General features: G+C 71.9%; 14 protein-coding genes and 1 pseudogene. 2 read left to right on the forward strand and 13 right to left on the reverse strand.

The features are described 5' to 3' along the window. Positions 1-8 precede the first annotated feature (8 nt). From pstB to mshD, 11 genes are all read right to left on the reverse strand, one after another. Positions 9-785 (reverse strand): phosphate ABC transporter ATP-binding protein PstB, encoded by a 777-nt coding sequence (gene pstB, locus ACLB9X_RS13635; protein WP_410360586.1) that lies wholly within the window; start codon positions 783-785, stop codon positions 9-11. 25 nt (positions 786-810) lie between these two features. Beyond that, on the reverse strand, positions 811-1,881 hold the full coding sequence (pstA, locus tag ACLB9X_RS13640) for a phosphate ABC transporter permease PstA (protein WP_410360587.1): 1,071 nt from the start codon (positions 1,879-1,881) through the stop codon (positions 811-813). Continuing rightward, a complete protein-coding gene (gene pstC / locus ACLB9X_RS13645) occupies positions 1,878-2,879 on the reverse strand; it encodes a phosphate ABC transporter permease subunit PstC (RefSeq protein WP_410360588.1) in 1,002 nt (333 codons plus the stop codon). The genes pstA and pstC overlap by 4 nt, the downstream gene beginning before the upstream one ends. Before the next feature lie 101 nt (positions 2,880-2,980). After that, complete coding sequence (gene pstS / locus ACLB9X_RS13650) at positions 2,981-4,108, reverse strand: phosphate ABC transporter substrate-binding protein PstS (RefSeq protein WP_410360589.1); 1,128 nt, start codon at positions 4,106-4,108, stop codon at positions 2,981-2,983. A 214-nt stretch (positions 4,109-4,322) separates the two neighbouring features. After that, the gene (locus ACLB9X_RS13655) at positions 4,323-4,739 is read right to left on the reverse strand and encodes an NUDIX hydrolase (RefSeq protein ID WP_410360590.1); all 417 of its coding nucleotides are present in this window, start codon (positions 4,737-4,739) and stop codon (positions 4,323-4,325) included. Further along, complete coding sequence (locus ACLB9X_RS13660) at positions 4,736-6,322, reverse strand: CHAD domain-containing protein (RefSeq protein ID WP_410360591.1); 1,587 nt, start codon at positions 6,320-6,322, stop codon at positions 4,736-4,738. Before ACLB9X_RS13660 ends, ACLB9X_RS13655 begins: the two co-directional genes overlap by 4 nt. After that, positions 6,309-8,540, reverse strand: coding sequence for an RNA degradosome polyphosphate kinase (locus ACLB9X_RS13665; protein WP_410360592.1), 2,232 nt, complete (start codon positions 8,538-8,540; stop codon positions 6,309-6,311). The genes ACLB9X_RS13660 and ACLB9X_RS13665 overlap by 14 nt, the downstream gene beginning before the upstream one ends. Before the next feature lie 201 nt (positions 8,541-8,741). Then, the gene (locus tag ACLB9X_RS13670; RefSeq protein WP_410360593.1) at positions 8,742-9,695 is read right to left on the reverse strand and encodes an ABC transporter permease; all 954 of its coding nucleotides are present in this window, start codon (positions 9,693-9,695) and stop codon (positions 8,742-8,744) included. Further along, positions 9,692-10,573 (reverse strand): ABC transporter ATP-binding protein, encoded by an 882-nt coding sequence (locus tag ACLB9X_RS13675; protein ID WP_410360594.1) that lies wholly within the window; start codon positions 10,571-10,573, stop codon positions 9,692-9,694. The genes ACLB9X_RS13670 and ACLB9X_RS13675 overlap by 4 nt, the downstream gene beginning before the upstream one ends. Continuing rightward, positions 10,570-10,968: a GntR family transcriptional regulator gene (locus ACLB9X_RS13680; RefSeq protein ID WP_410360595.1), complete on the reverse strand. Its 399-nt coding sequence runs from the start codon at positions 10,966-10,968 to the stop codon at positions 10,570-10,572. Before ACLB9X_RS13680 ends, ACLB9X_RS13675 begins: the two co-directional genes overlap by 4 nt. Positions 10,969-11,068: 100 nt before the next feature. Further along, a complete protein-coding gene (gene mshD / locus ACLB9X_RS13685) occupies positions 11,069-11,992 on the reverse strand; it encodes a mycothiol synthase (RefSeq protein WP_410360596.1) in 924 nt (307 codons plus the stop codon). Between the two features lie 828 nt (positions 11,993-12,820). Here mshD and ACLB9X_RS13690 point away from each other — a divergent pair. After that, complete coding sequence (locus ACLB9X_RS13690; protein ID WP_410360597.1) at positions 12,821-14,641, forward strand: bifunctional metallophosphatase/5'-nucleotidase; 1,821 nt, start codon at positions 12,821-12,823, stop codon at positions 14,639-14,641. A gap of 183 nt (positions 14,642-14,824) precedes the next feature. Further along, positions 14,825-15,696, forward strand: a pseudogene (locus ACLB9X_RS13695) (phosphatidylinositol-specific phospholipase C). 59 nt (positions 15,697-15,755) lie between these two features. Here ACLB9X_RS13695 and ACLB9X_RS13700 read toward each other — a convergent pair. Next, the gene (locus tag ACLB9X_RS13700; RefSeq protein ID WP_410360598.1) at positions 15,756-17,210 is read right to left on the reverse strand and encodes a sensor histidine kinase; all 1,455 of its coding nucleotides are present in this window, start codon (positions 17,208-17,210) and stop codon (positions 15,756-15,758) included. Continuing rightward, the gene (locus ACLB9X_RS13705) at positions 17,207-17,920 is read right to left on the reverse strand and encodes a response regulator transcription factor (RefSeq protein ID WP_410360599.1); all 714 of its coding nucleotides are present in this window, start codon (positions 17,918-17,920) and stop codon (positions 17,207-17,209) included. The genes ACLB9X_RS13700 and ACLB9X_RS13705 overlap by 4 nt, the downstream gene beginning before the upstream one ends. Positions 17,921-17,936: the final 16 nt, after the last annotated feature.

Genomic DNA, 17,936 nt, shown 5'->3' on the forward strand with positions numbered 1-17,936 from the left:
AAGACGTCTTATCCGAAGCGTCCCGAGATGTAGTCCTCGGTCGCCTGGACGGACGGGTTGGCGAAGATCCGCTCGGTGTCGTCGATCTCGATGAGCTTGCCGGGCTGACCCACCGCCGCCAGGTTGAAGAAGGCCGTGCGGTCCGAAACGCGTGCCGCCTGCTGCATGTTGTGCGTGACGATGACGATCGTGAAGCGCTCCTTCAGCTCACCGATCAGGTCCTCGATCGCGAGCGTCGAGATCGGGTCGAGCGCCGAGCAGGGCTCGTCCATCAGCAGCACGTCGGGCTCGACCGCGATCGCGCGGGCGATGCACAGACGCTGCTGCTGACCGCCGGACAGACCCGAGCCCGGCTTGTTCAGGCGGTCCTTGACCTCGTTCCAGAGGTTCGCGCCCTTGAGGGACCTCTCGACGATGTCGCTCAGCTCGGACTTCTTGTAGTTCCCGTTCAGCCGCAGGCCCGCCGCGACGTTGTCGAAGATCGACATCGTCGGGAACGGGTTCGGCCGCTGGAAGACCATGCCGACCGTGCGGCGCACGGCGACCGGGTCGACACCGGAGCCGTAGAGGTTCTCGTCGTCCAGCATCACCTTGCCCTCGACGCGGCCACCGGGGGTGACCTCGTGCATGCGGTTCAGGGTGCGCAGGAACGTGGACTTTCCGCAGCCGGACGGGCCGATGAAGGCCGTCACGGAGCGGGGCTCCACCGTCATCGAGATGTCCTCGATCGCCTTGTGGGAGCCGTAGTAGGCAGTCAGGCCGCTGACGTCGATTCGCTTGGCCATGTGGATCACTTCACTTCCGGTGGCCTCAGCGGCCGGTCTTCGGGGCCTTCCAGCGGGCGATGCCGCGGGCGACCAGGTTGAGGAGCATGACGAAGGCGATCAGCACCAGGGCGGCTGCCCAGGCGCGGTCGTACGACGCCTCGCTGCCGACCCGGTACTGCTCCCAGATGTAGAAGGGGAGCGACGACTGGGCGCCTTCGAACGGGTTGGGGTTGATCAGCTGGCTGCCGAAGACGAGCAGCATGATCGGCGCGGTCTCGCCGGCGATACGGGCGATCGCGAGCATCACACCGGTGGTGATGCCGCCGAGCGCGGTGGGGATGACCACCTTGATGATCGTGCGCCACTTGGGGACACCGAGCGCGAGGGAGGCCTCGCGCAGCTCGTTCGGGACGAGCTTGAGCATCTCCTCCGTGGAACGGACGACGACGGGGATCATCAGGATCGCGAGGGCGAGTGCGCCCATGAGGCCGGACGGGCCCATCGTGAAGATCAGCATGATCGACAGGATGAACAGACCCGCGACGATCGACGGGATGCCCGTCATGACGTCGACGAAGAACGTCACCGCCTTGGCCAGCGCTCCCTTGCCGTACTCCACCAGGTAGACGGCGGTCAGCAGGCCGATCGGCGCGGAGACCAGGGTGGCGAGGCCGACCTGCTCCAGGGTGCCGAGGATCGCGTGGTAGACGCCACCGCCGGGCTCGAAACCGGGGACGCCGGCCATCGAATGGCTGAGGAAGTACCCGTCGAGGACCTTCACACCCCGGCTGATCGTGACCCAGATCAGGGAGAGCAGCGGGACGACGGCGAGGACGAAACAGACCCAGACGATGCTGGTCGCGAGCCGGTCCTTGGCCTGGCGCCGGTTCTCCACCGCGCTGGTGACGACGTACGAGATGACGACGAAGAACAGGGCGGAGAGCAGACCCCACTGGATGCGGCTCTCCCAGCCTGCGACGATGCCCAGTCCGATGCCCAGGGCGATCGAGACGACGGCGAACCCGGCGGGTGCCCAGCGGGGCAGCGCACGGCTGCTGAGGCTTCCGCGGCGCACCGGCGTGGCGGGCGCTTCCTTGACGGCGGTCTGGCTCATGCGTTGGCCCCCGAGTACTCCTTGCGGCGCGCGATGATCAGGCGGGCCGCGCCGTTGACCAGCAGGGTGAGGACGAAGAGGACCAGGCCGGAGGCGATCAGGGCGTCCCGCCCGAACTCGTTGGCCTCGTCGAACTTCGCGGCGATGTTCTGGGCGAACGTGCCGCCGCCCGGGTTCAGTACGTGCAGCGAGATCAGGAAGCTCGGGGAGAGCACCGTGGCGACGGCCATGGTCTCGCCCAGTGCCCGGCCGAGGCCGAGCATCGAGGCCGAGATGACACCGGAGCGGCCGAAGGGCAGCACCGACATGCGGATGACCTCCCAGCGCGTGGCGCCGAGGGCCAGGGCGGCCTCCTCGTTCATGCGCGGCACCTGGAGGAAGACCTCACGGCTCACACTCGTCACGATCGGAAGGATCATGATGGCAAGCAGGATCCCCACGGTGAACAGCGAGCGGGCGACGCCGACCTCGGTCTTCTCGAAGATGTACGTCCAGCCGAAGAACTGGTCGAGCCAGAGGTTGAGGCCCTCGAGGTACGGGACGAGGAACAGCGCGCCCCAGATGCCGTAGATGATCGACGGCACGGCGGCCAGCAGGTCGATGACGTAGGCGATGGGGGCGGCGAGCCTGCGCGGCGCGTAGTGGGAGATGAACAGCGCGATGCCGACGGCGATGGGCACGGCGATCACCATCGCGATGATCGAGCTGACCACGGTGCCGAACAGCAGTACCGCAATGCCGAAGACCGGCGGGTTGCCCGCCGGGTTCCAGTCGAAAGTGGTGAGGAAGTTGCCCTCGTTCTTCGACAGGGCGAGCGAGGCGCGGTACGTGAGGAAGACGGCGATCGACGCCATGATCACCAGCAGCAGAATGCCGGACCCGCGGGACAGACCGAGGAAGATCTTGTCGCCTGCGCGGCCCGTGGATGTGCTGTTCAGCCCGGTGACCGGCGGAGCCGGCTTGGGTGGAAGAGAGTCTGTGGATGTGGTGGAAGCCATGGTCTTTCCGGTCTGTGGTGGGGGAGCGCTCGGCTCCCCTGGCGGCGGTGCACCGGAGGGCGGGCCGGCGGGGGCGAACGGGCCCCCGCCGGCCTGCTTGGTTACTTCAGGCCCGCGACGGTCTCGCGAACCTTGGCGTTGATCTCGGCCGGGATCGGGGCGTAGCCGGCGTCGGACAGGACCTTCTGGCCCTCGTCGCTGGCCGTGTAGGTCAGGAAGGACTTGACCGTGCCCAGCGTCTCGGGCTTGTTGCCGGAGTCGCAGACGACCTCGTAGGTCACCAGGACGATCGGGTACGCGCCCTCGGCCTTGGTGGCGTAGTCCAGGTCGAGCGCCAGGTCCTTGCCGGTGCCCTTGACCTTGGCGGCGGCGATGGCCTTGGAGGCGTTCTCCGACGTGGCCTCGACCGGGGCGGCGGCGCCCGTGGCGATGTTCACGGTGGGGATGGACTGCGAGGTGGCGTACGAGAGCTCGAAGTAGCCGATCGCGCCGTCGTTCTGCTTGACCTGCGCGGCGACGCCGGAGGAGCCGGACGCGGCCTGGCCACCGGGGGCCGGCCACTTCTTCTCGGCCTCGTACGGCCAGTCCGCCTTGGCGGTGGCGCCGAGGTACTTGCCGAGGTTCTGGGTGGTGCCGGAGTCCTCGGAGCGGTGGAAGGCCTGGATCGGCTTGTCCGGGAGCTTGGCGCCCTCGTTCAGCTTGGCGATCGCCGGGTCGTTCCAGTTCTTGATCTTGCCGTTGAAGATCTTGGCGATCGTGGCGGCGTCCAGGTTCAGCTTGTCGACGCCGGACAGGTTGTAACCGATGGCGATCGGGCCGCCGACCATCGGCAGGTTGATGCCCTGGCCGGACTTGCAGATCTTCTTGGACTCCTCGACCTCTTCGGGCTTGAGCGCCGAGTCGGAGCCGGCGAAGCCGACGGTGCCCTGGTTGAAGGCGACGATGCCTTCACCGGAGGACGAGGACTTGTAGTTGATCTCGATGCCCGAGCAGGCGGCCATGTAGTTCTTGACCCAGAGGTCCATGGCGTTCTTCTGGGCGCTGGAGCCGGAGGCCAGGAGCTTGCCCTTGGCGCCGTCGCACTTGATGTTCGACGCAGCGTCGGTCTTCGTGCCGCCGCCGGGTGCGGTGTTGTCGTCCGAACCGCACGCCGTGAGGACCAGGGCGCTGGACAGGGCGAGGGCACCGAGCGCGGTGGCGCGAAGCCCGTTCTTGCGCTGAAGCTTCACTTTCGGGTGTTCCTTCCAGGAGCCGCGATCGGGAGCGGCGTGCGTCGGGGTGGGCAGACCGGCACTGCACCGGTCACCGTGTAGGGCCGAAATTAGGCAGATCAGGTGAAGCGGCCGACGGGGGAGAGTGAACGCAAGGTGAACCGTGTCCGGCGGCCCGGTGCCGCTCCCGGGATTCACCCGTTCGAGGGCGTGGGCTCTCCCCGGTGAGGGGTCACGCGCTGTGCAGCGCCTGGAGCAGGGCGTCGACCAGTTGGCGGTCGCGGGGCTGCGTGAGGCGCTCGCGCGCGGCGGCGGGCGGCAGCCAGACGATGCGGTCGACCTCGCGGCTGGCGGCGAACGAGCCGGAGCGGGCCTCGGCGGCCCAGTACGTGACGTGCTTGAGGCGTCCGTTCGCGAGGTAGCGCATGGAGGGGAGACGGGCACCCGGGACGCACCGGTGGCCGGTCTCCTCCAGGACCTCGCGCAGGGCGGCGGTGAGAGCGTCCTCACCACGCTTGAGTTTCCCCTTGGGGTGCGACCAGTCGTCGTACTTGGGCCGGTGCACGAGGCAGATCTCGATGCCGCCGAGTGCCTGCGGCGAGCGGCGCCACAGCACGACGCCGGCGGCGAGCACCGTGCCGTCGTTCACGGCGCGCCGGCCGTCACCGTGGCGTGCCGCCACTCCTGCTGGAAGGCGAACCTGGCGGCCTCGACCTGGTGCCGCTGGTCGGCGTGGAGCACACCGAGTGCGTACGCGGTGGCCGGCGCGATCCGGGGCGTACGGGCCGCCGCCGCCGCGGCCTCGGACGCCTCGGCGGCGTCGCGGTGGTGGTCCAGCACGAGCCCGGCGCGGCACAGGACCGGGTCGGCGTCGGGGTGCAGCACCTCCTGCGCGTAGCGGTGCAGCCGCAGGAGCCTGCGCACCTCGTGCCAGGGGGCGTCCTGCTCCTCGCCGGCAGTGGCGGTCGCGAGGCCGTTGGCCAGGGCTTCCGCGTTGTACGGGTGGGCCGCGCGGCCCAGGGGCAGCCGGGCGACGGCGTCCAGCAGGCGCCGCTCGGCGACCTCGGCGAGCAGGCCGAGCGTCTCGGCGGCCGGGCCGGCGGCTGCGGGGGCAGGCGGGAGCTCGGAGGCCAGTAAGGCGACGGCGTCGGCAACGGCGTGGAAGCGGGAGGAGCCGAGCGCCTGCAGCGCGGCGGAGTGCGCCCTGGTCCGGGCGAGGGTGAGCTGCCGCTCCAGCAGGGCACCGGCCCGCGCGGCCCCGACGTTGAGCACGCCGCCTCGGGAGGCGTGGGCGCTCTTGTGTCCTGCTTCCACGCCGACGGCCCCGGCCCCGTTGCCGCCGCCGCGCGCCGCCGCGCCGAGCGCCTCCGCGTCGGTGCCTCCGTGACCGCCGGCTTCTCCACCGCCGGCGGCGTCGCGCCCGGCCGCGTGCCGCGAAGCTGCGGCGCCGCTGCCTGCGGCTCCGCGCCTGGCGGCACAGTCGGCGACGTTGTGCTCGGGCGCGTCGGCGCGGGCTTCCTCGCCGCCTGCGGCGTCTCGCCCGAGCGTGGCGTTCGCGGCGCTCGACCCGGCCGCGTGCCGCGCCGCCGCGGTGGCCTTGCGTCCCGCGCGGCTCGCCTCGGCAGCCTGGCTGCCTGCGGCTCCGTGCCTGGCGGCACGGTCGGCGACGTTGTGCCCGGGCGCGCCGGCACCGGCTTCCTCGCCGCCCGCGGCGTCCCGCCCGGCCGCGCTGCCCGCGGCGCTCGACCCGGCCGCGTGCCGAGACGCCGTCGTGGCGTTCCGTACGGCCCCGTGAGCCGCATCCGCCGTGCCAGGCGCGGCCGTCCGGCCGGTGGGCGCCGTCCCCGGGGCCGCCGGCAGCGGGGACAGTTCCGTCCGTGCCGGGGGGAGCGGGGACGCGCCCGAGAGGCGGGACAGTGCGTCCAGCAGGCGGGACAAACGCGACGTGCACGCGTGCTCCAGCGCCAGCGTCGACGACAGCCAGCCCAGTTCCGCGCGGAGGCCGTCCGCCCACACCGGGTCCAGCAGCGGGCGGAAGGTGTACAGCGTCCCGCTGATCCTGCGCGCCGCCGCCCGCAGGGCGCGCGCCGCCTCCGAGGCGCCCGCCGTGTCCGCACCGCTCTCGCCGTGCAGCCGCAGGCTGCGCAGGAAGTCCCCCGCCTGCGCGTGGAGGTAGTGGGCCACCGCCTCGCCCGCCGTGGCGGTGTCGCGGGAAAGTTCAGGGCTGTGCACGCCGGCGCCTCCGGGCGTCTATGAGCGTCTCCTGTACGTGCCGCAGCGGCTGACCGTCGGAATCCGTGGCGTGCCGGGTCCACGCGCCGTCCGGGCCGAGGTGCCAGGACGACGTGGTGTCGGACATACCGGTCTCCAGCAGCCGGGTCAGGGCCGCGCGGTGGGCCGGGTCGGTGACCCGTACCAGTGCCTCGATACGGCGATCGAGGTTGCGGTGCATCATGTCGGCGCTTCCGAACCACACCTCCGGCTCGCCCCCGTTGCCGAAGGCGAAGACACGGGAGTGCTCCAGGAAACGGCCGAGTATCGAGCGCACCCGGACGTTCTCCGAGAGGCCCGCCACGCCGGGGCGGATCGCACAGATGCCCCGTACCCAGATGTCGACCGGGACGCCGGCCATGGCCGCCCGGTAGCAGGCGTCGATGACCGCCTCGTCCACCATGGAGTTGACCTTGATGCGGACGTAGGCGGGGCGTCCGGCGCGGTGGTGGGTGATCTCCTTGGTGATCCGCGAGACAAGGCCGTCCCGCAGCGACTTCGGCGCGACCAGCAGCCTGCGGTAGGTCTCGCGGCGCGAGTAGCCGGAGAGCCGGTTGAAGAGGTCGGAGAGGTCCGCGCCGACCTGCGGGTCCGCGGTCAGCAGGCCCAGGTCCTCGTAGAGCCGGGCGGTCTTGGGGTGGTAGTTGCCGGTGCCGACGTGCGAGTAGCGCCGCAGCGTCTCGCCCTCCTGGCGCACGACGAGCGACAGCTTGCAGTGCGTCTTGAGGCCCACCAGCCCGTAGACGACGTGGCAGCCGGCCTCCTCCAGCTTGCGCGCCCACTTGATGTTGGCCTGCTCGTCGAAGCGGGCCTTGATCTCGACGAGGACGAGGACCTGCTTGCCGGACTCGGCGGCGTCGATGAGCGCGTCCACGATCGGGGAGTCGCCGGAGGTGCGGTAGAGCGTCTGCTTGATGGCGAGGACGTCGGGGTCGGCCGCGGCCTGCTCCAGGAAGGCCTGGACGGACGTGGAGAACGAGTCGTACGGGTGGTGCAGCAGCACGTCCCGTTCGCGCAGGGCCATGAAGATGTCGGGCGCGGACGCGGACTCGACCTCGGCCAGGTCCCGGTGCGTGCCCGCGACGAACTTCGGGAACTTCAGCTCCGGCCGGTCCAGCGCCGAGATCCCGAACAGGCCGGTCAGGTCCAGCGGCCCGGGCAGCGGGTACACCTCGGCGTCGGAGACCTTCAGCTCGCGCACGAGCAGGTCGAGCACGTACGGGTCGATGGACTCCTCGACCTCCAGCCGGACCGGCGGGCCGAAGCGGCGCCGCATGAGCTCCTTCTCCAGGGCCTGGAGCAGGTTCTCGGCGTCGTCCTCCTCGACCTCCAGGTCCTCGTTCCGGGTCACCCGGAACATGTGGTGCGCGAGGACCTCCATGCCGGGGAACAGCTCTTCCAGGTGCGCCGCGATGACGTCCTCCAGCGGGACGTACCGCTGCGGGCTCGCCTCCAGGAAGCGCGAGAGCAGGGGCGGGACCTTCACGCGGGCGAAGTGGCGGTGGCCGCTGACCGGGTTGCGCACGACGACGGCGAGGTTCAGCGAGAGTCCCGAGATATACGGGAAGGGGTGCGCGGGGTCCACGGCCAGCGGCGTGAGGACCGGGAAGATCTGCTGCCGGAACAGGGTGAAGAGGCGGGCCTGCTCCTTCTCGGTGAGCTCGGGCCAGCGGATGAGGTGGATGCCCTCGTCGGCGAGCGCGGGGGCGACGTCCTGCTGGAAGCAGGCGGCGTGGCGGGCCATGAGCTCGCGCGAGCGCGTCCAGATCAGGTCGAGGACCTCGCGGGGCTGGAGGCCGGAGGCCGAGCGGGTGGCGACGCCGGTGGCGATGCGGCGCTTCAGTCCGGCCACCCGCACCATGAAGAACTCGTCCAGGTTGGACGCGAAGATGGCGAGGAAGTTGGCCCGCTCCAGCAGGGGCGTGGCCGGGTCCTCGGCGAGCTCCAGGACACGTTCGTTGAACGCGAGCCAGCTGCGCTCGCGGTCGAGGAACCGCCCCTGGGGCAGCTCGCCGGCGAGCGCGTGCTCCGCGTCCGGCGCGTACGTGTCGAGATCCGCGTCGATGTCGGGTTCGAGATCGGAGACGGTGGCGGCCACGGTGTGCGGCCGGTGCGCGGCTATGGCCGCGACGGACGGCTGGGGGTGCTGGACCGGGACCTCGGCGGGCTGCTGGCTCATGGACCCATTCTTCCGCGCGGAAAGAGTCACCGGCGCGTCGGAGAGGGCCGGAGCGAGGGCTTTTCTCCCGTTGGGGGAGTCAGGCACAGCGGGCTGCATTGGCCGAGGGTCGCAAGGGCGTCTGAATGCCCGGTAACGACGACATGACGTGCGGGAAAGCGTGGCGGGGCCCCGGGGGGTCGTCCGGGCCCCGCCGGGGCGTCATCCGTGGTGCCTGCGGAAGATCCGGAACGCCGCCCAGACCGCGGCGGCGGCGACGGCGAGGACGATGCCCGTCTCGACCAGTTGGAGCGGCCACAGGTGCGATGCCGGATGGTAGTCCCACCAGCGGCCGGCGATGTCGTGCTCGGTGAAGCAGCCCGGGCGGTCGGCGCCGAAGCAGATGTCGTCGTGGAGGCGCTCGCCGGAGGTCGTCAGCGGGCCGGTGTCGGTGACGAGCCAGTCCGCCCGCGAGGTGAACAAGTCGACACCGGTCCTCGTGGCGCTGTCCGTCGTCCACAGCGCGCCCCACTGGGACCCCAGTCCGAGCATGACGGCCCCGGTCGCGAGCCCTGCCACGGACATGGCGGCCAGCGTGCGGCGCACCAGCAGCCCGGCGAGCGCGCCCACCGCGACCGCGAGCAGGCCGTACGCGACGAGCGTGGGGCCGGTCGCGAGGAAGACGTGGCGCGCGTACCAGCGCAGGTGCGTGTTCGTGGACACCGGTTCCCAGGCCAGGCGGAAGACGCCGATCAGGGCCGTGGTGAGGGCCGTGACGGCCACGGCGGGGACCGTCACCTTGGTCGCGAACCACCGCAGCGGCGTCACCGACTGCGACCAGGCCAGCTTGTACGTCCCGCTCTCCAGCTCCCGGGCCACCACCGGGCCCGCCACGACGGCCGCGACCAGCAGCGGCAGCAGCACGGCAGCCAGGCCCGCGTACTCGACGATCACCACGAGCGCGGTGCGTACGTCGTCACGGGGGAACAGGTCGCGGTCGAAGTCGTCGGGCGGGGTCGCCTCGAACCAGATCCGCAGGCCCGCGGCGATCGCGGCGGACAGCACCAGTGCCGCGGCCGCGACGCCGAGGACGGTGCGGTGCTGGCGGACGACGACCCAGGCGGTGCCGCGCAGGCGGGCGGCGGGAGGGGGAGCGGGGGCGGTGAGCGTGCTCATGCTGTCACCGCCGCGTCCGGCGTCAGCAGGGCGGGGGCCCCGGGGGAGCGGAGATGGGCCATGAGCAGTTCCTCCAGGGAGGGACGAGACGTCTGCCAGTCGGGGGCGAGCGTGCCCTGGGGGCGTATCAGCGCGGTGAGCTGACGCCCTGTCGTACGGGATTCGACGACGGTGTGCGGCGCGAGGTCGGTGACGGGGCCGGTGAGCAGGGTGTGCGCGGCGAGCAGGTCCTCGGTGTCGCCGGCGAGGCGGATGCGGCCGCCGTCGACGAGCAGCACGTAGTCACAGGTCGACTCCAGCTCGGCCAGGATGTGTGAGGAGATCACGACGGTCGTGCCGTGCTCGGCGGCCTCGGCCATGAGGGTGCCCATGAGCCGGTGGCGCGCCAGGGGGTCGAGATCGGCCATCGGCTCGTCCAGCAGCATCAGTTCGGGGCGCTTGCCGAGAGCGAGGGCGAGCGCGACGCGGGTGCGCTGGCCGCCGGAGAGCGTACGGATACGGGCGTCGGGCGGGAAGCCGCCTTCCTCGACGATCCGCTCGGCGCGGGCCCGGTCCCAGCGGCCCGGGTTGAGTTCGCGGCCCAGGCGAAGGGTGTCGGCGACGGTCAGCTGGGGGTAGAGGGGTTTGTCCTGGGCGACGTACGCGATCTGGTCGCGTACGGACGGGGGCTCGGCGCCGAGGACCCGCAGCGTGCCGCCGTCCGGGCGGGCGAGGCCCGCGGCGAGGGCGAGCAGGGTGGACTTCCCGGCGCCGTTGGGGCCGGCCAGGGCGCACACCCGCGCGGCGGGCACGCGGAAGGAGCAGTCGCGCAGGGCCGGGCGGCCCCGTCTGCGGTAGGTCTTGCCGAGGCCGCTCGCCTCGATCGCGGTCGCGGTCATGTGCCGCCCCCCTCGTGTTCGTGCGGTTCCCCTTCCTCCAGTACGGAGGCGAGGAGCGCGGTGATGTCGTCCTTCTCCAGTCCCGTCGCGCGGGCCCGCGCGACCCAGTCGGCGAGCTCCGCGCGCAGCGGTGTGCCGGCCGCCTGGCCGCCGAGGGTCCGCGTCACGAAGGTGCCGAGGCCGCGGCGGGGCTCGACGAGCCCTTCGCGTTCGAGCTCCCGGTAGGCCTTGAGGACCGTGTTCGGGTTGATCGCCGTGGCCTCGACGACCTCGCGGGCCGTGGGCAGGCGGTCGCCGGGCCGCAGCAGTCCGAGGCGCAGGGCCTGTTTGGTCTGCTGGACGATCTGGAGATAGGTGGCGACGCCACTGCGCCGGTCGATGCGGAACTCGACCACGTCACTGCACCACCCTTTCACTAATTGAGTAGTGGAATGGTGATGTAGAAGAGGGGGCGGTGTCAATGACGCCGCCCCCTCGGCCCGTTGACGGGCGGGATCAGGTCTCGGTGCGGTACATGAGGTCCACCTCGTGGGTGACGAAGCCGAGTTGCTCGTACACCCGCAGCGCCGCCGCGTTGTCCGCGTCGACGTAGAGCATCGCCGTCGGCAGGCCCTGGGCGGCGAGGTGGCGCAGGCCGGTCGCGGTGAGCGCCCTGCCGAGGCCGCCGCCCTGGGCGTCGGGGCGGATGCCGACGACGTAGACCTCGCCGAGCTGTTCCTCCGCGTGCACCTTCGTCCAGTGGAAGCCGATGATCTCGCCCTCCCGTTCGGCCAGGAAGAAGCCCTTGGGGTCGAACCACGGCTCGGCCTTGCGGTCGTCCAGGTCCCGCTGCGTCAGCGAGCCCTGCTCGGGGTGGTGGGCGAACGCCGCGGCGTTCACCGCGAGCCAGTCGGCGTCGTCCCGGCCCGGCACGAAGGTCCGTACGGTGACACCCGGCGGGTAGGTCGCCTCGGGGATGCTGTCGGGGCCCAACGGGCGGCGCAACTGGCGCAGTTCGCGGAAGAGCGTCAGGCCGAGGACCTGCGCCATGTGCCGGGCCGCGGACTTCCCGCCGTGCGCCCACATGCGCACCCGCTTGCCCGAGGCGTCGAGCAGGGTCGTCCCCAGGGCCCGTCCGTGGCCGCGTCCGCGGTGGCCCGGGTGGACGACGAGCTCGGCGGCCGGGGCCTCGACGGGGTCGGTGTCCTCCAGCTGCGCGTAGGCGACGAGCTGCCCCTCGACGGTGACGAGGAAGTGCTGTACGCCTTCCCGCCGCCCGCCGCGCAGCTGCAGCCGGCCCTGCTCGGACACGGCCTGCATCCCGTCGGACCGTGCGGCCTCGGCGAGCAGCTCGGACACGGCCTCGGCCTGCTCGGCGGTGAGTTCTTCCAGGGACTGGATCTGCCGGCCGGGCTCCGGAATCACTGCGTCGATCGTCATGTGTCGAGGGTACGGCGGTGGGTGGCGCCGCGGGCGGCGTCCGCCACGGGATGTGTCACCCGACGGGGGCGGCCTCCGGCCGCGTGGCCGAGTCGCGCGGGCCGGCCTCCGGCCGCGTCGTGCGACGGGAGGTGCCCGCGCCCGCCGTGCGCCACGCGATGCGCCCGCCCGCCACGCCGCCGAGCCGGGGGGCGCGCCCACCCGCGGCGTGCCCCGGCGCCGCGTCCGGCGGCGGTACGGCTCCCCGCAGCGCGCCCGGCCTGCGACGTGTCCGGTCGGCATGCGCCGGCTCGTGAGGGGGCCGGGCCGGGCCTACGGCGTGCGCCACCCGACGTACCCCGACGCGCCCCCCGTCGACGCGCTCCCCATCCGACCGCGCGCACCCGGCCCCCCTGACAGCCCGACCCGCGACGGCCCCGACCCGACGACGCCTCCGACCCGCGACGACCCCGACCCCTGACAGCCCGACCCGCGACGGCCCCCAGCCTGTTACGCGCTGCGCCGCCACGCGCTCCACCTGACGTGTCCCCACGCCGCGACACCCGCGATGCCCGCACACCCGCGGGCGGGACCCGCGACCGTGCCCGGCCCTCATGTGCGCACCACCAACCCCCCGCGACGCCCCGCCCCCCACGCGCCGTCCTCCGACGCCTCGCCGCCCGCCCCGAAAGGGGCTCCGCGGGACACGGCACAGTCAATTCAGCCGGTACGTCCGGTTCCTGAGTGATGGCAACCAGGTCGTAACCCGTATCCCCCTGTCGCGCTACGCGCGTTGACTCTAGGCTGCCGCTCGCCCCTCTCACCCCACAGGACCTGACAAGGAGACAGATGTCAGCGACACCACCCCACCACCGCGCCGGCAGGCGGACCCGGCGCGTGCTCGTCGCCGCCGCCGGGCTGGCCACGGTCGGCGCGCTCGCGGCCGCGTTGCCGGCCGGTGCCGCCGACGACGACCGGGAGCGCTCCGGCGAGCACCGCCCGCGCACCGTCGATGTGCAGCTGCTTTCCTTCAACGACCTGCACGGCAACCTGGAGCCGCCGGCCGGCTCGGCCGGCACGGTCTCCGAGAAGCAGGCAGACGGCACGGTCAGGACGATCCCGGCCGGTGGTGTCGAGTACCTCGCGACCTCGCTGCGCACCGCGCGCGAGAGCCACCCGTACTCCGTCACCGCCGCCGCGGGTGACCTGGTGGGCGCGAGCCCGCTGCTGTCCGGTCTCTTCCACGACGAGCCGACCGTCGAGGCGCTCAACAAGCTGGACCTCGACGTGGCGGGCGTGGGCAACCACGAGTTCGACGAGGGCGCCGTCGAGCTGGCCCGCCTGCAGAACGGCGGCTGCCACCCGACGGACGGCTGCTTCGAGGAGGGCAAGGAGTTCGAGGGCGCGGACTTCCCCTACCTCGCGGCGAACGTCACCAGGGAGTCGACCGGCAAGCCGATCCTCAAGCCGTACACGGTCTGGAAGAAGGACGGCGTCAAGATCGGCTTCATCGGGGTGACCCTGGAGGGCACGCCGAACATCGTCAGCGCCAACGGCATCAAGGGCCTGAAGTTCCACGACGAGATCGAGACCGTCAACAAGTACGCCCGGGAGCTCGACCGCAAGGGCGTGAAGTCGATCGTCGCGCTCATCCACGAGGGCGGCTCGCCCGCCTCCACCTCGTACAACTACGACTGCGACTCGCCGGGCGCGGGCGACGGCATCTCGGGCCCGATCGTCGACATCGCCAAGGGCATCACGCCCAAGGTCGACGCCCTGGTCACCGGCCACACCCACCAGGCGTACGTGTGCACGGTCCCGGACCCGTCGGGCAAGCCGCGCATGGTCACCTCGGCGTCCTCGTACGGCAAGCTCTACACGGACACCACGCTCACCTACGATCGGTGGACCGGCGACATCGTCCGTACGTCGGTGCAGTCGGCGAACCACATCGTCAGCCGTGACCAGGCCAGGGCCCAGGACATGACGGACCTGATCGCGCGCTGGAACAAGCTGGCCGCCCCGATCGCGAACCGCCCCCAGGGCTTCATCTCCGCCGACATCAACGGCCGCGGCGCGACCACCCCGGAGAAGCCGCTCGGCGACCTGATCGCGGACGCGCAGCTCGCGGGCCTCGCCCCGGCCGACAAGGGCGGCGCCCAGCTGGCGCTGATGAACCCGGGCGGTATCCGCTCTGACCTGGTCTTCAAGGCGTCGGGCAGCGAGGGCGACGGTGTGGTGACGTACGGCGAGGCGTTCACCGTCCAGCCGTTCACCAACATGATGAACGTCGTCGACCTGACCGGCGCGCAGCTGATCACCGCGCTCCAGCAGCAGGTCAGCGGGCCGAACGAGGCATCGCCGAAGATCCTCCAGGTCTCGAAGGGCTTCACCTACACCCTGGACCTGACGAAGACCGGCGCCGACCGGATCGTCGTGAGCTCGGTGAAGCTGAACGGCGAGGCGATCGACCCGGCGAAGACGTACCGGGTCGCGATGAACGAGTTCCTCGCGGGCGGCGGTGACGGGTTCCCCGTCCTCAAGGAGCACACCAACAAGCTGGTGGGCGCCTCCGACCTGGACGTCTTCAACTCCTACCTGGCGGCCAACTCCTCGGCGTCCGCGCCGATCGCGCCGCCGAAGGCCGATCGGATCACGGTCATCCAGTAGTGGCATTGGACGCTGGGGCGGCGGGCCGGGGGCCCGCCGCCCCACCGGCGTTCCAGGGCCCGCCGCCCCACCGGCGTTCCGGGGGCGCCTGGCCACCGGCGTTCCAAGGGTCGACATGGGGCCGCGCCGAGCCGGACGTCAGGACCCTGGCCGTCTTGTCGTGACCACGCCATACTCCCGCCCATGGACCGACGGAGATTCCTCGCGGGCGCGGCGGCCTTCTCGGCTGCCGCCCTCATCGGCGCCCCCCCGCCACCGCCGCGCCCCGCCGCACCCTGTCCGCCCAGGACTGGATGGCCGGTGCCGCCGACTCGACTCCCCTCCAGCGCCTGACGATTCCCGGCACCCACGACTCGGGCGCCCGGTTCGGCGGCCCCTGGAGCGAGTGCCAGAACACGACCATCGCGGAGCAGCTCGACAGCGGCATCCGCTTCCTCGACATACGGTGCCGGGTCACCGGCGGCTCGTTCGCCATCCACCACGGCCCGTCGTACCAGCACATGATGTTCGGCGACGTCCTCGTCGCCTGCTGGAACTTCCTCGCGGCGCATCCGTCGGAGACCGTGCTGATGCGGGTCAAGCAGGAGTACTCGCAGGACAGCGACGCCACCTTCCGCGCGATCTTCGACGACTACCTGGACAACCGCGGCTGGCGTCCCCTGTTCCGGATCGGGGACGGCATCCCGGCGCTCGGCCAGGCGCGCGGCAAGGTCGTCCTGCTCGGCGACAACGGCGGTCTGCCCGGCGTCCGTTACGCGGACGGCGCGCTGTTCGACATCCAGGACGACTGGAACGCGGCACCCTGGGACAAGTACCCGAAGATCGAAACGCACTTCCGCAAGGCGGTGGAGCAGCCGGGCAAGCTGTTCGTCAACTACGTGAGCACCTCCGCGAACCTGCCGCCGCGCTGGAACTCCGACAACCTCAACCCCCGCGTCCACGCCTTCCTCGACGGCTCGGTGGCGAACGGCTGGCGCGGGCTGGGCATCGTTCCGCTGGACTTTCCCAACACCCGGGCCGGACTGGTCGACTCCCTGGTCCGCCACAACGGCTGACGGAGAGAGGGGCCGGGACCCCGTCGCGCGGAGCCGGCGGGCGCGCCCCCGCGCCCGCTCTACGGCACGGTGGACGGCGGCGGGGTCACGGCGCCCGGCAGGCGGATCACCGCGCGGGTGCCGCCGCCCTCCGCGGCGGTCAGTGCCACCTCGCCGCCCGCCTGCTGGACGGTACGGGCCACGATCGACAGACCGAGGCCCGAGCCCGGCAGCGACCGCGCCGACGGCGAGCGCCAGAACCGCTCGAAGACATGCGGCAGTTCCTCCTGCGGGATGCCGGGGCCGTGGTCCCGGATGGTCAGTTCGCCGTCCCGCAGCCGCACCTCGATCCTGCCGCCCGGCGGCGAGAACTTCACCGCGTTGTCCAGCACGTTGACCAGTGCCCGTTCCAGGGCCGCCTGTTCGCCCCGTACGTACCAGGGCCGGACGTCGGCCTCGAACGTCAGCTCCGGACCGCGCAGCCGGGCCCGTTCCAGTGCGCCGTCGACGATCTCGTGCAGCGGCACGACCTGCACCTGGCGGCCCTGGGCCGCGCTGTCGGGGCGGGACAGCTCCTGAAGGTCGCCGATCAGCGATGCCAGCTCCGTCATCTGCGCCTTCACCGACGCGAGCAGCGCCCGGCGGTCGTCCGGGGGGATCGCGCGTCCGGTGTCCTCGCTGCGGGCGAGCAGTTCGATGTTCGTCCGCAGCGAGGTCAGCGGGGTGCGCAGCTCGTGACCGGCGTCCGCGATGAGCTGCTGCTGGAGGTCGCGCGACGAGGCGAGCGCGGCGGTCATCGCGTTGAACGAGCGCGACAGCCGGGCGATCTCGTCGTCGCCTTCGGCCGGGATGCGGACGCTCAGGTCCTCGGTGCGGGCCACGTGCTCGACGGCGCCGGTCAGCCGGTCCACGGGCGCGAGCCCGGTGCGCGCGACCCACAGCCCGGCCGCGCCCGCGCCGAACACCCCGATGCCGGAGACGACGAGCAGCAACAGGGCCAGTTCGCGCAGCGTGTTCTCGGTCTCCGCGAGCGGGAACGCGTACATGACGGCCGTGTCCCGGACCACCCCGCCGCCCGGCGGGGCCGCGACGGCGGCGACGGTGAGCACCCGCACCGACCGGCCCTCGGTGTCCGTGCCGTTGCGGTACGCCTCGATCGCCGGGTCCCCGGCCCGCGCCACCTCGCGGTCGGCCGCGGTGACGCGGACGGTGCCGGCGTAGTTCCTGGCGAAGACGCACGGCCGGTCGTCGTCGGCGCGCGCGAGCTGGAAGTAGTAGTCGGACCTCGGCCCCTGGAAATCGGCCGGGTCCGTGGTCTCCCGGGCGCAGCTGCTCAGCGTGGTGGCGATGTCGAGGGCCCGCAGCGGCGTGCTCTCGTTCGCCGCGTGCAGCTTGCCGTCCACCTCCTCGTACAGCTTGCCGCGCACGACGAACCAGCACACGGTGGAGACGACCGCGACCGCCGCCGCGACCGCCGTCGCCACCAGCAGCGCGAGCCGGGAGCGCAGCGGCAGGGCACGGAAGCGGCTGATCACTCCGGACCGCCCTGGCGGAGCACATATCCGACACCGCGCACGGTGTGCACGAGCCGCGGCTCACCGGCCGCCTCCGTCTTGCGCCGCAGGTACATGACGTACACGTCCAGCGAGTTGGAGCTGGGCTCGAAGTCGAAACCCCACACGGACTTCAGGATCTGCTCACGGGTGAGGACCTGGCGCGGATGGGCCAGGAACAGTTCGAGGAGGGTGAACTCGGTACGGGTCAGCTCGACGCGGCGCGTGCCGCGGGTGACCTCCCGGGTCGCCGGGTCCATGCGCAGATCGGCGAACGACAGCACGTCCTCGTCGCCCGCGGCCTCGGTCGCCGCCGCGTACGAGCTGCGCCGCAGCAGTGCGCGGATACGGGCGAACAGCTCGTCCAGCTCGAACGGCTTGACCAGGTAGTCGTCGGCGCCCGCGTCCAGCCCGGTGACGCGGTCGCCGACCGTGTCGCGGGCCGTCAGCATCAGAATCGGCACTCGGGAACCGGCGGACCGCAGCCGGCGGGCCGCGGTCAGGCCGTCCATCCGGGGCATCTGGATGTCGAGGACGATCAGGTCGGGGGCGTACGCCTCCGCCTTGGCGAGCGCGTCGACGCCGTCGACGGCGACCTCGGTGTCGTAGCCCTCGAAGGCGAGGGAACGCCGCAGTGCCTCGCGTACGGCGGGCTCGTCGTCGACGATCAGGATGCAGTCGCCTTCAGTCATGGACCAAGCCTCGCAC

Source organism: Streptomyces sp. 5K101, from assembly GCF_046506645.1.
Lineage (GTDB): Bacteria > Actinomycetota > Actinomycetes > Streptomycetales > Streptomycetaceae > Streptomyces.